Here is a 13,019-nt window from a genome sequence, read left to right as displayed (position 1 = left end):
GTCGGATGGCAAAAATTGAATACCCGTTACCGGCGCAACAAAACTACGGTGCCGCTCTCAAGGCCGAAGGTTTTGCGACACCGCTGCAGGACATAGGCGTGCAAGCCGCCAGATTTCTACCCAAAACGGTCTTGCCGGTCATTTTTCTGCCCGGCATTATGGGATCGAATCTGCGCATGAGCGCGCAACGGCAACAGGAACTGGGTCGAAGCGATAACATCGCGTGGCGCCCGGATGATCTCAGCGCACTCAACGTAGACATCCATGCCAACAGTCCGTCACGTGAACGTCAACTGCGGCTGGATCCGTTACAAACAACAGTGGACATTTACGATCCCTCGGGACCACCCGACGTTAGCGGTGATAAAAGGCATGCCAATGTCGAACTCGACAGCAGCCTCCGGTTTCCAATGTTGTCGGACGATCCTCCTACCGCAACGAGCCCGCGTACGGCCGTACAAAAGGTGCGAGCGCGAGGGTGGGGTGAAGTCTATTTCAAAAGCTATGGGAAGTTGTTACAGCATCTTGAATCGCGGCTTAACAACACCTTTTTCGTGGGTGTACTCCGGGAGGAGTGGCGCGATGTCGTAGGCGTTGACCCGCAAAGCTGGGGAGCGCATCCAACCCCACTGCAAAAGGCATTGACCGAGGACGAACTTAAAGAGGCCGTCACTGGCGTTTGGTTTCCCGTTTATGCATTTGGCTACAATTGGCTGCAGTCGAATGGTGACAGTGCAATAGTTATTGCCAAGCGAATTAACAAGCTCATGGACGAGTTTATCAAGCTCGGCTATAAGTGCCCCAGAGTGATCATCGTCACTCATTCCATGGGTGGACTGGTCGGACGGGCGCTGGTTCACCCGGATTACGGCAACATGCAGGGGAAGGTGCTGGGTATCGTGCATGGCGTGATGCCCGCCATCGGTGCCCCGGCCGCCTACAAGCGGATGAGAGCGGGATTCGAGGATTCCGGCATTTTGCATGGTCCGGAAGCGAGCATTGGCGCCAAGGTGGCTGGCAACTTCGGCGACGAGGTAACAGCGGTACTGGCGAATGCACCCGGGGCGCTGGAGTTATTGCCTAGCGAGGCGTATGGCAATGGCTGGCTCCGAGTGATGTACAAGGGATGTGAGCTGGATTCCTGGCCGAAAAAGGGTGACCCATACAACGAAATCTACAAATTGCGAGGTAAGTGGTATGCGTTGCTCCGCGAGGAATGGATTAATCCGTCTGGGTTAGCTCGGAAACGCGGGGGAGGGACATTTAAACGAACGTGCGATTATCTCGATGGGGCCCAGAACTTTCACCGCAAGATTGCCAACACGTTTGACCTCAACAGTTATGCTCATTACGGCGCCGACCTGGCGCGCCGCAGCTTCGGTGAAGTCGTATGGAAAATCGACGAGCACTGTGTCGATCCCACCGGCTGGCAGGACTGGCCAATCCTCGATGAAAACCGGCAAGGTACGCTGGAACTTGTTCGTTGGGTCCCCCGTGGTGAAAACAGGGCGTTCAGGTACATCGCTGGGGTTCCCAAGCCGATACATGCCACCATCCTCCCGGCTGCAGAGCCAGGCGATCAAACCGTGCCTATGAAATCCGCAGATCACCAATTGAATAGTGGCATTTTCAAGGGGGTGTTCCGGCAGGTTGGGTACGAACACCAGGACAGTTACAAAGACCCTCGGGCTATTGCATCAACATTGTACAGCATCGTGCGCATTGCACAGGAAGCGAGGTTCAAATGTTTCATATGACAACAATACCGCGCTTTTGCCTTGTTTGCCTCGCCGCTGCCACGCTGATGCTTGTCGCATGCGACCGGAATCCAAAAGAATGGAAGACGCCGAACATGACTGAACTTACGCCACGCCTGAAACCCTTATTCGATAAAACAAAAACCGTTTGCTTCGGGCGGTTTTTAGTCGATGTGCCGGAATCCGCAACAGTCGTGTGGGGAAATGCTGACGTTTCACTTGGCGTACGCATCTATCCTAAAGGTGTGGATCAAGTGAAAGAGTTTGCGCAAAAGTTCATTGATGAACTAAAGGGCGAGAAGGCGATATACCACAATTATATTCCTCTGTTTATCTCAGAGGATAATGTGGTGCAGCCGCAAGGAAAAATCGTTACTGGATACGAAGGTTTTACTGCTGTTAATGGGCTCAAAATAAATGGATACTTTCGATTGAACGATGATGGTGTTGTCATCGAATCCCGTCCTTTGAGTGACGAAAAAGATGAAACTATAGCTGAAATTATTAGCATCGCTCGGCGTCTTCGGCAACACAGTGAAACTGAAATACCCACGGAACCAGGAAATTGCGTTGAATACGCTTTCCTGTCCGACAAGTCGGAGCCCGATAAGGAGCTTCCTATGGAACACATTCGCATCGGCTTCCGTTTGAAGGAATTTCCTGACACGCATCTTTCGATTTATGTCGCCCCCGCAAACCCCTACAACCCAGAAGACGACTCTCTTGAGAGACAGTTCAATCGTGTGAGAGCCGGTGCGAAAAGTCCAGAATCGAAGAAGGCGCTTGCCGATACCAAATTCTTGCGCGAAAGCCCGCGCCAGATACATGATTGGCAGACTGGATACGAGGTGCTTATGCGTTCACCGGATGAAGAGCGCTCACGTGCCCATCACGACTTCCGCATGAAATTTGTCGGTGTCCCGCGAGACCTGTACAAGCCCTACGCAGATATCCAGTTTCAGACTGGCGTAGCCGACAACGCAGCTGGCGCGGCCAAAGCCAGCCTTACCGACGAAGAGGCTATCGCGGTATGGGACAAAATCACCAGCTCCATCCGCGTGCGCCCAACAGTTGCCACCCCGGCAAAGACCAGCCAAGCTGACTCGCCGCCGCATCGCCCACTTGGGGAACTTGCTGCAACCGGACGCATTTGCCCACAGACAGGCTGGTGGCAGGCCAGTGAATCGGAAGGTGACCAGCGCCAGCATTTCAAGGCCGGCGAGCGGATGCCGCATGTGATATCGCATGGCGAACCGTCCGTGTGGCAAAAGCTCAAGGGGGAACGGCCCTCTTACCGGACGGCGACGGTGTGGAAGCTGGTTGAATACGGTGATCCGCCCGCTGCTGACGCGGTGACACAGACATCAAAAATCGCACAAGCTTCTCAAGGTGTCTCAGGCGGCGCGACCGAAGGCAAACCCGGCGAAGATACCTCGTCAGGAACAAAAGGATGACCGATGCGCAATGTGATTCGTCTCGGCGACTCCACGTCGCATGGTGGCCAGGTCGTGAGCGTGAGTGCAAAACACTTTACGATCGACGGTATCCCTGTCGCTCGCGTCGGGGACCCATGCAGTTGTCCCATCAAGGGACATGACAACTGCAAGATTGCCGAAGGCGATCGACACCATACCATCGACGGCATTGCCGTTGCTTATGAAGGGCATAAGACGACTTGCGGCGCCGTTTTGATCGCTACTTCGGAAAACTTTGGCGGGCAATAGTTATGGCTGCCTTTGTGGCTTACCTGTCTGCCTCATCCGCTGGAATCCGTTCAGGCGCAATATTGCAAGGCTGACCCTACAGTACCCCGCTCTGTGCTAGAATCTCGCGGCTGCCCGGATGGTGAAACTGGTAGACACCCGGGACTTAAAATCCCGTGCCAGCAATGGCGTGCCGGTTCGATTCCGGCTCCGGGCACCAGCGTTTATGCGCGGCGCGCGCGTGCCACGAGCACGACTACACCCAGCATCAACAGGTGCGCCGCAATCGACACGAGCGGCCCCTGCGTCGGTGCGATGAGATCGTTCGAGATCACGCTGTCGCTGAACTGCCCCGCGAAGTTCCAGCCCCAGTGCAGTCCGATCGCGGCCCACAATGAGCGGCTGTAGTAAATCCCGGCGCCATATGCCAGGCCGAACGCGAACAGCCTGGCCAATTCGAGCGGCCCGTCCGCATACCGATAGATATGGTTCGCCACATACAACGCGCTTGATGCCAAGACGAACAGCCAGCGCTGTCCCAGCCGTGGAAACGCGCGTAGCAGGAACCCCCGCGTGACGATGTCCTCAGCCACCGATGGAATGAACGTATATGGCAGCATCATAAGAGCCGCCATCAACACCTGCTCCGCACCGAGCCCGCTTGATGCGACGCGATAAATCCCCAGTCCCGATCCCAGCCCGAGCGCCACTGCCTTGGCTGCGCACGCAAGCGCGAACGTAGCCGCGAGCAGCCCGACCCAGCCGGGCCTGAGGCCCATGTACCAGGCATCGAATCCGCGAAACCCGAGCGCGCGTCCGCAGAGCCAGGCGACCGGAAAGAACGCCAGCATCAGCGCTGCATTGACCGGGGCGCTGTGCAGCAGCCGCAGGCCCAGCCCTTCGGGCAATTGGTACGCGATGAACAATACCGCGAACACGAGGGCAAGGCGCAGGGGCGGTATGGCGGCAGGCGGTACGGTGACAGTTTTTGCTGCGTTCATGGGCACGGCGCGAGATTCAAAGATTCCCAGCCTAATTTAATGTGGTTAAATCGTCAACTTACTGCTTTGGCTGGGGCCGTGAATGGTGTAGCATTCGGTGCGATGCGCCGGAGCCTGGCGCAACAGGAAGTGCAAGGACAAGAATTGAACATCACGATTAACGAGGAACTGCGGGACTTCATCGATGCGCTGACGCCTGCCGAACATGAGGCGCTCGAGCGCAGTTTGCTGGCCGAAGGCTGCCGCGAAGCGCTGATTCTCTGGGGCGACGTGCTGATCGACGGTCATAACCGATACGCGATTTGCAAACAGCACGGCATCGAATTCCGAACGGTGCAGAACAACAGCTTTAATTCGATTGAAGACGTGAAGCTGTGGATGATCGATAACCAGCTGGCGCGGCGCAGCGTGACGGATTTCCAGCGCGGGATGATGGCCCTGCGTAAGAAGGAAATCATGTCGGCGCGCGTCGTCCAGAAAAAAGACGCCGAATTGCAGACCGAGGACGATCAGTCGGCCCCCTTCGCGCCGCCGTGGAATACGCGCGAAGACGTGGCGCGCGCCGCGCGGGTTTCGACCAATACGATCAGCCAGATCGAGCGCATCCAGAAGGCAGCCACGCCGCAGCTGGTCGATGCCGTGCGCGCCGGGACCATTTCCATCAACGCCGCCGCCAACGTGGCGCAGTTGCCGGAATCGGTGCAGATTGCGGCGGTGGCGGGTGGACGCAAGGAGCTGCAGCAGGCCGCGCGCCAGGTGCGCGAACAGAAGGCCGCGGCCCGTCCGCGCAAGGAGACCCCGCCAGCCGATCCGGCCGACGAAGCGGCGCGGTTGCGCGCCGAGATCGCGGCATTGAAGGATCGCGTTGCGACCCTGCTCACCGAAAACGAAGTGCTCAAGCAGCGCCTGGCCGCGATCGGCGGCGGGCAGCTATAACAACAATCCCCACGAAGGAGACTCCCGATGTTCACATCCCGCCTGATTGCCTCGACTGTCCTGGGCTGCGCCACGCTTGGCGCCATGCTGCCACCACAGGCCGCGCAAGCTGCCGCGCCGGCCAAGGCAAGCGCCGTCAACGCGACTGAACTGGCGCGCTGGCAGAAGACCGCGCAGCGCGTGACGATCATGCGCGACAAGTGGGGCATCCCGCACATATTCGGTAAATCGGATGCCGACGCCGTGTTCGGCATGCTGTATGCGCAGGCGGAGGACGACTTCAACCGCGTCGAGCTCAATTACATCAACGCGATGGGACGCCTGGCCGAAGTGGAGGGCGAGAAGGAGATCTGGCGCGACCTGCGCATGAAGATGTACATCCAGCCGGAGGCGATGAAAGCCAAATACGCGGCCAGCCCCGAATGGCTTCAAGCGCTGATGGTGGCCTTCGCCGATGGCTTGAACTTTTACCTGCATACGCACCCAGAGGTCAAACCGAAGCTGATCACGCATTTCGAGCCGTGGATGGCATTGGCTTTCAGCGAGGGTAGCATTGGCGGCGATATCGAGTCGATCGACCTCAAGCAGCTCCAGGCCTTCTACGGCAAGCGCAACGAGGTGGCGCTGCTGGAGTCTGTCGGTAACCGCTTCGACCTGGCTTTGGCCGACAACAGCAAGGGCTTCGACGCCGAGCCGACCGGCTCGAACGGCTTTGCGATCGCGCCCAAGCTGTCGGCGTCCGGGCATCCGCTCCTGCTCATTAATCCGCACACCTCCTTCTATTTCCGTCCCGAGATCCATGTGGTCAGCGACGAGGGCCTGAACGCCTACGGCGCGGTGACCTGGGGCCAGTTCTTCGTTTACCAGGGCTTCAATGAACGGGCAGGGTGGATGCATACCTCGGGCGGGGGCGATGTGATCGACGAATACCTCGAGACCGTTTTTGAAAAGAACGGCAAGTACTTCTACAAGTACGGCAATGAGGAACGCCCGATGCGTGCGGTGCCGATCACGCTGCCGTACAAGACCGCGGACGGCGGCATGGCCAGCAAGACGGTCACCGCCTACTTCACGCATCACGGGCCGGTAGTGCGCGAGGCGGACGGCAAGTGGGTGTCGGTGAAAATGATGGACGAGCCGATGAAGGCGCTGACGCAGTCCTACACCCGCACCAAGGCGAAGAACTATGCGGCGTTCTACAAGGCGATGGAGCTGCGTACCAACTCGTCGAACAATACGGTCTACGCGGACGCTGACGGCAACATCGCCTACTTTCACGGGAACTTCATTCCCAAACGCGATGCGCGCTTCGATTGGGCCCGACCTGTCGACGGCAGCAACCCGGCCACCGAGTGGAAGGGCCTGCACGATATCAAGGAGACGATCACCCTGTTCAATCCGGCCAGCGGCTACATCTCCAATACCAACAATTGGCCGTTCAGCGCCTCGGGCGCGAGCAGCCCGAAGCTGAAGGACTATCCGGCTTACATGTGGTCGCTGCCCGAGAACGCGCGCGGCATCCACGCGATGCGCGTGCTGAAGGACGCAAAGGATCTGACGCTCGACAGCCTGATCGCCACCGCCTACGACAGCTACCTGACCGCGTTCGAGCCGCTGGTGCCGGCGCTGGTCAAGGACTGGGAGGCGCTGCCGGAGAGCGATCCGCTCAAGGCCCGACTGGCCGAGCAGGTGGCGGCGCTACGTGGCTGGGACCTGCGCTTTGCCACCAGCTCGGTGCCGACATCGCTGGCGGTCTACTGGGGGCAGGACATGGTCGCGCATGCCGCCGCACGCGCACGCGCGGCGGGGCGGCCGGCGGTGGATTTCGTCACCGAGAGCTTGAGTGCGCAGGAGCGTCTCGATTCGCTGGCGCGGGCGTCGGACAAGCTCAAGGCCGATTTCGGGACATGGCAGACGCCATGGGGAGAGATCAACCGCTTCCAGCGCATCAGCGGCGCCGTCGACCAGAAATACGACGATGCCAAGCCGAGCTATCCGGTGGCCTTCACCTCGGCCGTCTGGGGCTCGCTGGCTTCATTCGGCATGGTCGCCAAGCAGACCACCAAGCGGATTTACGGGGATCGCGGTAACAGCTTCGTGGCCGTGGTCGAGTTCGGCCCGCGCGTGCGCGCCAAGAGCATCCTTGCCGGTGGCGAGAGCGGTGATCCGAAGTCTGCGCATTTTAACGACCAGGGCGAGATGTACAGCCGGGGCGAGTTCAAGGACGTGTTGTTCTACAAGGAAGACATCGAAAAGCAGCTCGAGCGCAAGTACCATCCGGGGGCTTGAAGAGGGGGCCAGGGCGCGCGGCGGCAAATTGCTGGCAATTTGCCGATAGCTTTATCCAACCGGAAGCAGCAAGCACAAAAGATTATTTCGATTGCAACTATTGTGAAAATGTTATTAACTAGACAGGTAACTAACCTTTCTAACTAACATCATAACAGGAGTTGTCTAATGAATAATAAATTGCTTTCGCTTAAGCCACTCGTCCTGGCCGCGATGCTGCTGCTGAGCGCCACGGCCGCGCAGGCTGGCATCACGTTCTATACCAGTCAGAGCGCATTCAACGCGGCCATCTCGGCCCCGGGCGTGGATACCTTCGACGACCTCTCCGTCATGCGCTACACTTCGCCCATGAGCCGCACTGCGGGCGCCTACTCGTACACAGTCAGCTCGGTTAATGACCTGTACGGCGCCGGGTTGCCCGGCGACCACTGGCTGTCGAACAACAATCTCCTTGACCCGATCGTGTTTTCCGGGTTCTCGGGCGGCGTGACCGCTTTCGGTGGCAATTTCTTCGGCTCGGACATCAATGGTATGTACATGCCCAATACCAGCGTGACGCTGCTCGCGTTGGATGGCTATGGCAATTCGATCAGCTACACAATCAACAACACGACCATGAACAGCTTCCTTGGCTTCGTGTTCGATTCGCCGCTGGCGAGCGTCACCCTCACCAGCGGGGGCACCTATTGGCCCACCGCCAACAACCTGACGCTTGGCGTGACCGAGGTGCCCGCGAACGTGCCCGAGCCCGGAACCTTTAGCCTGCTGCTGGGGGGCGTGGCGGCGCTTGGCTATGCAGCGCGCCGCCGCCGAATGGTCCGCTAAGCTGCATCGGCCGCGGCACCCGCCGCGGCAATTCCCTCTCGCTGGCGAAATAATGCGGGCAACTTGACGATTGATTTATTCAGCGCAAAGTATCAAGTATTCAAGATTATTCGGATTGCAACTGTTGTGGAACTGATATCTACTGGTCCGGCAAGCCCCCCGTTCCAGTCGAAATCATCACAGGAGTGCATCATGAATACCCAATTGCTTTCGCTCAAATCGCTCGCCCTGGCGGCCATGCTGCTGGCCGCCACCGCCGCCCAGGCTGACATAACGATCTACACCAGCCAGAGCGCGTTCAACTCGGCCGTGACGGCCCCGGGTGTCGACACTTACAACGACTTGTCCATCATGTACTACGACTCGCCCATGAGCCGTATGGCGGGCGCGTATTCGTACACCGTCAGCTCGGAGAACGGCCTGTACGGAGCCGGGGTGCCGGGCGACCGCTGGCTGTCGAACAACAGTCTCTTCGATCCCATCGTATTTTCCGGGTTCTCGGGCGGCGTTACCGCTTTCGGCGGCAATTTCTTCGGCACCGACGTCAATGGACAGTTCACGCCGAACACCAGCGTGACGCTGACCGCAATGGATGGGACGACGGCAACCTACACGCTGGACAATACGACCACGGGCAGCTTCCTTGGTTTCACCTCCGATGCGCCGCTGCAAAGCGTCACCCTGACGAGCCTGGGGACCTACTGGCCTACCGCCAATAACGTGACGCTTGCGATGGCCGCCCCGGTGCCCGAGCCGGGAACCTATAGCCTGATGCTTGCAGGAATAACGCTGCTTGGCTTTGCGGCGCGCCGTCGCCGCTAAGTTATCCGATAAGCTGCCTGGGCCGCGCTGCCCCGCGGTGCATTTTCTGGCGCGAAAAGAATCCCGGTTGCTATAATCCGTTGATTTCCAACCGGGATTCTTCAGGGCACGGCAGTGGCTAAACTTTATTTCAGATACTCGGCAATGAATGCCGGTAAATCGACCGCACTGCTGCAGGTGGCGCACAATTACGAGGAGCAGGGTCAGGCGGTCCAGCTGTACACGGCGGCGATCGACGACCGCTATGGCGTCGGCCTGATCACGTCACGCCTGGGGCCGAATCGCCAGGTCGACCTGTTCGATGGCGATACCGATTTCCTTGAAAGCGCGCCGGATGTGTCCTGCGTGCTGGTCGACGAGGCTCAGTTCCTGTCCACCGTCCAGGTCCAGCAACTGCACCAACTGGCGCAGGTGCGCGGGGTGCCCGTCATCTGCTACGGGTTGCGCAGCGACTTTCGCGGTGCACCCTTCCCGGGCTCGGCCTACTTGCTGGCGCTGGCCGACGATATCGAGGAAATCAAGAACATCTGCACCTGTGGCAAGAAGGCGACAATGAACATCCGCGTCGACGAAGAGGGTCGACGCATCCGTGAAGGCGAGCAGGTCAGCATCGGCGGCAACGAGAGTTACCGCCAGGCTTGCGGCCGCTGCTTTTATACCGGCTGAACACGGGAAACCCCGATGTCGCTGCTTCATGGCTGCAGCAGCGTGGCCCCCGCCTGGTTGTGCGCGCACGCCGACATCCTGCTGTACCTGGCCCCGTCGGCCGCGCTGGCCTTCCTGATCTGGATGGTATCGAACGCCCATCCGTTCTTTTTCGTGTTCACCGTGGCCGGCACGCTGTGCCATGAGCTGGCGCACTTTTCGGTCGGGCTGCTGACCAACGCCGAGCCGACCGGGCTGACCATCATCCCGCGCCGCCGCGGCAAGCTCTGGGAACTGGGCTCGGTCACCTTCGCCAATTTGCGCTGGTACAACGCTGCGCCGGCCGCGCTGGCCCCGGTCCTGGTCCTGCTGGTGCCGCTGGCGTTCGCCTGGTGGCGCACCCGCGGCGGCTTGCAGTTCGGCCCGGTCGATCTTGCCCTGACATTTGTGCTGGCACCACAGTTCCTCTCGTTCTGGCCGTCGCCGGTCGATTGGCGGCTGGCGCTGCGTTCGTGGCCTTACTTGATCGTCATCATAATCGCCCTGGGGATTCTGTTCTGGTTACAACCAAGCTTGTTTCGATTTGTAAAAACGTGAGGCGGCTTCCTTAGGGGCACCTTAAGCTCGCTCGGCGAAACCGTACAACTTGACTCTGCGGTGCTCAGCTATCCTGTAGAATTGGTCGCGGACGCCGGATTACCGGCAGAGAGTTACCGAATGGCTCGGAGAAACGACGTATGAAGAAGCAAATATTGATAGCCGTCCTGGCAGCCGCCATGTCGGCCCACGTGGTGATCGCGCAGCCCGAAAAGGCGGCCGTCGCTGTCACCCAGATGAAGCCGGCCCCTGCGCAGACGCAGGCCGCGCTGTGGGCATCCCGGGTGCTGTCGCGCTATCACTACAAGGCGGTTCCGCTCGACGACGCGTTGTCGGAAAAAATCTTCGATAACTATTTCAAGGGGCTCGACAGCGAAAAGCTGTACTTCACCCAAGCCGATATCGATCAGTTCGCGCCAATGCGCGCCAAGATTGGCTACGCGATCAACAACGAGAACCTGACCTTGCCGTTCCAGGTCTTCAACCTGTACCAGCAACGCTTCGGCGAGCGCATGGCGTACGCCCGCGAACTGCTCAAGGGCAAGTTCGACTTCACCAGCGACGAGACCTTGCAGCTCGATCGCGAGAAGGCCGCGTGGGCAAAGAACGAGGACGAAATACGCGACCTGTGGCGCAAACGCGTCAAGAATGACTGGCTGCGCCTCAAGCTCGCCGGCAAGGACGAAAAAGCGATCCGCGAGACGCTCGACAAGCGTTACGAGAACTACCAGAACCGCCTCAAGAAGCTCAACAACGAGGATGTGTTCCAGATGTTCATGAACGCCTATGCAACCTCGATCGAGCCGCATACCAACTACCTGGGCCCGCGCTCGGCCGAGAACTTCGACATTGCCATGCGCCTGTCGCTGGAAGGCATCGGCGCGGTGTTGCAGACGCGCGACGACTACACGCTGATCCGCGAGATCGTGCCCGGCGGTCCGGCCGACAAGTCCGGCAAGCTGAAGGTCGGCGACAAGATCGTCGGCGTGGGGCAGGGGGCGAGCGGCGCGATGACCGATGTGCTCGGCTGGCGCATCGACGACGTGGTGCAACTGGTGCGCGGCGAAAAGGACTCGACCGTGCGGCTGGACGTGATTCCGGCCGACGCCGGTCCAGACGGCAAGCACGTCACGGTCCAGCTGGTGCGCAAGAAGATCGCCATGGAAGAGCAGTCGGCCAAGAAATCGATCATCGAGGTCAAGGATGGCGGCGCCAAGCGCCGCATCGGCGTGATCTCGCTGCCGACCTTCTACCTGGACTTCGAGGCGCGCCGCAGGGGTGACAAGGACTTCAAGAGCGCCACCCGCGACGTGCAGCGCATCCTGGGCGAACTGAAGAAGGAGAAGGTCGACAACGTGCTGATCGACCTGCGCAACAACGGCGGCGGGTCGCTGATCGAAGCGGTGGAACTGACGGGCCTGTTCATCGACAAGGGTCCGGTGGTGCAGCAGCGCACCGCGGAAGGGCGGGTCGAGGTCGAGAGCGACACCAACCCGGGCCTGGCCTGGGACGGCCCGATGGGCGTGCTGATCAATCGCGGCTCGGCCTCGGCCTCCGAGATCTTCGCCGCCGCGATCCAGGACTATGGCCGCGGCATCGTGATCGGCGAGCCGAGCTTCGGCAAGGGCACGGTGCAGACCCTGATCAACCTGGACCGTTTCTCGCCGAACGAAAAGGTGCGCTACGGCGAGCTGAAGATGACGATCGCCCAGTTCTTCCGGATCAATGGCGGCACCACCCAGCTGCGCGGCGTGACGCCGGACATCAAGCTGCCAGTGACCTCCGATGTCGACAGCTTCGGCGAGTCGTCCTACGAGAACGCCTTGCCGTGGACCACGATCAAGCCGGCCAACTACGTGGCGCTGGGCGACCTGAAGGAGCTGGTGGGTCCGCTGCAGAAGCGCCATGAGGCGCGCATCGCCAAGGACAAGGACTTCCAGTACCTGCAGGAGGACATCGCCGAGGTCATCAAACTGCGCAAGGACAACGCGATCTCGCTGAACGAGGCCGTGCGCCGCAAGGAGCGCGACGCCCAGGACGCAAAGTCGCGCCTGCGCGAGGCGCGCCTGGCGGACGGCAAGGCCAGCGTCAAGGACGAGCCGGCGGCCGGCCCGGGCGCGAAAGAGGCGCGCAGCAAGGCGCCGGTGCCTACCGCGCCCGCCAAGTCGGTGCTGGCTTCCAGGTCGCTCAGGCAGGATGACGGCCTGCAGGCCGACGAGCGCAACCTGCAGGCGGAACTGGCGGCCGAAAAGGCGGCCAAGAATGCCAAGGACGTGCTCTTGCAGGAAGCCGCCCACATCCTGGCGGACGAGGTCGCGATGCTCAAGACCGACACCAGGATGGCGTCGCGGACGATGCCCTACATGGCTTCGACCAAGGTCGGCGGCAACTAAACCGCACTAACGCTGTGAATGACGGGAGGCTCTCGCAAGGGAGCCTCCCGT

Annotated in this window: 11 protein-coding genes and 1 tRNA gene; 11 read left to right on the top strand and 1 reads right to left on the bottom strand. The window is 60.0% G+C overall.

From position 1 onward, the window contains the following. Positions 1-5: 5 nt before the first annotated feature. The 4 genes from E4O92_RS14965 (at position 6) to E4O92_RS14950 (ending at position 3,680) form a co-directional block, all read left to right on the top strand. Positions 6-1,757, top strand: coding sequence for an esterase/lipase family protein (locus tag E4O92_RS14965; RefSeq protein WP_135190536.1), 1,752 nt, complete (start codon positions 6-8; stop codon positions 1,755-1,757). Continuing rightward, a complete protein-coding gene (locus E4O92_RS14960; protein ID WP_135190535.1) occupies positions 1,745-3,211 on the top strand; it encodes a T6SS immunity protein Tli4 family protein in 1,467 nt (488 codons plus the stop codon). Before E4O92_RS14965 ends, E4O92_RS14960 begins: the two co-directional genes overlap by 13 nt. Before the next feature lie 3 nt (positions 3,212-3,214). Next, positions 3,215-3,481: a PAAR domain-containing protein gene (locus E4O92_RS14955; protein ID WP_135190534.1), complete on the top strand. Its 267-nt coding sequence runs from the start codon at positions 3,215-3,217 to the stop codon at positions 3,479-3,481. Positions 3,482-3,593: 112 nt separating this feature from the next. Further along, positions 3,594-3,680 (top strand) — tRNA-Leu (locus tag E4O92_RS14950). 4 nt (positions 3,681-3,684) lie between these two features. Here E4O92_RS14950 and E4O92_RS14945 read toward each other — a convergent pair. Beyond that, positions 3,685-4,461, bottom strand: coding sequence for a CPBP family intramembrane glutamic endopeptidase (locus E4O92_RS14945; protein ID WP_135190533.1), 777 nt, complete (start codon positions 4,459-4,461; stop codon positions 3,685-3,687). A gap of 144 nt (positions 4,462-4,605) precedes the next feature. Here E4O92_RS14945 and E4O92_RS14940 point away from each other — a divergent pair, with 144 nt between their 5' ends. From E4O92_RS14940 to E4O92_RS14910, 7 genes are all read left to right on the top strand, one after another. Continuing rightward, on the top strand, positions 4,606-5,397 hold the full coding sequence (locus tag E4O92_RS14940; RefSeq protein WP_135190532.1) for a hypothetical protein: 792 nt from the start codon (positions 4,606-4,608) through the stop codon (positions 5,395-5,397). Between the two features lie 27 nt (positions 5,398-5,424). Next, complete coding sequence (locus E4O92_RS14935) at positions 5,425-7,686, top strand: acylase (RefSeq protein WP_135190531.1); 2,262 nt, start codon at positions 5,425-5,427, stop codon at positions 7,684-7,686. Positions 7,687-7,854: 168 nt separating this feature from the next. After that, entirely contained in the window at positions 7,855-8,511 is a 657-nt protein-coding gene (locus E4O92_RS14930; RefSeq protein WP_135190530.1) for a PEP-CTERM sorting domain-containing protein, read from the top strand. 192 nt (positions 8,512-8,703) lie between these two features. Beyond that, entirely contained in the window at positions 8,704-9,333 is a 630-nt protein-coding gene (locus tag E4O92_RS14925) for a PEP-CTERM sorting domain-containing protein (RefSeq protein ID WP_135190529.1), read from the top strand. 114 nt (positions 9,334-9,447) lie between these two features. Continuing rightward, positions 9,448-9,999, top strand: a complete 552-nt coding sequence (locus tag E4O92_RS14920) for a thymidine kinase (protein WP_135190528.1) — start codon at positions 9,448-9,450, stop codon at positions 9,997-9,999. 15 nt (positions 10,000-10,014) lie between these two features. Further along, complete coding sequence (locus E4O92_RS14915; RefSeq protein WP_135190527.1) at positions 10,015-10,575, top strand: hypothetical protein; 561 nt, start codon at positions 10,015-10,017, stop codon at positions 10,573-10,575. 140 nt (positions 10,576-10,715) lie between these two features. Beyond that, positions 10,716-12,968 carry a carboxy terminal-processing peptidase gene (locus tag E4O92_RS14910; RefSeq protein WP_135190526.1) on the top strand — a complete coding sequence of 751 codons (2,253 nt, stop codon included), beginning with the start codon at positions 10,716-10,718 and terminating at the stop codon, positions 12,966-12,968. Positions 12,969-13,019: the final 51 nt, after the last annotated feature.

Origin of the sequence: Massilia horti (genome assembly GCF_004614195.1) — a bacterium.
GTDB lineage: Bacteria > Pseudomonadota > Gammaproteobacteria > Burkholderiales > Burkholderiaceae_D > Telluria > Telluria horti.
The sequence above is the reverse complement of the archived record's forward strand: the minus strand, read 5'-3'. Positions and strand labels throughout refer to the sequence as shown.

Coding starts and splice junctions, on each gene's coding strand:
- E4O92_RS14955 (WP_135190534.1), top strand. CDS start 3,215: ATGCGCAATGTGATTCGTCTCGGCGACTCCACGTCGCATGGTGGCCAG.
- E4O92_RS14915 (WP_135190527.1), top strand. CDS start 10,015: ATGTCGCTGCTTCATGGCTGCAGCAGCGTGGCCCCCGCCTGGTTGTGC.
- E4O92_RS14930 (WP_135190530.1), top strand. CDS start 7,855: ATGAATAATAAATTGCTTTCGCTTAAGCCACTCGTCCTGGCCGCGATG.
- E4O92_RS14910 (WP_135190526.1), top strand. CDS start 10,716: ATGAAGAAGCAAATATTGATAGCCGTCCTGGCAGCCGCCATGTCGGCC.
- E4O92_RS14965 (WP_135190536.1), top strand. CDS start 6: ATGGCAAAAATTGAATACCCGTTACCGGCGCAACAAAACTACGGTGCC.
- E4O92_RS14925 (WP_135190529.1), top strand. CDS start 8,704: ATGAATACCCAATTGCTTTCGCTCAAATCGCTCGCCCTGGCGGCCATG.
- E4O92_RS14935 (WP_135190531.1), top strand. CDS start 5,425: ATGTTCACATCCCGCCTGATTGCCTCGACTGTCCTGGGCTGCGCCACG.
- E4O92_RS14960 (WP_135190535.1), top strand. CDS start 1,745: ATGTTTCATATGACAACAATACCGCGCTTTTGCCTTGTTTGCCTCGCC.
- E4O92_RS14945 (WP_135190533.1), bottom strand. CDS start 4,461: ATGAACGCAGCAAAAACTGTCACCGTACCGCCTGCCGCCATACCGCCC.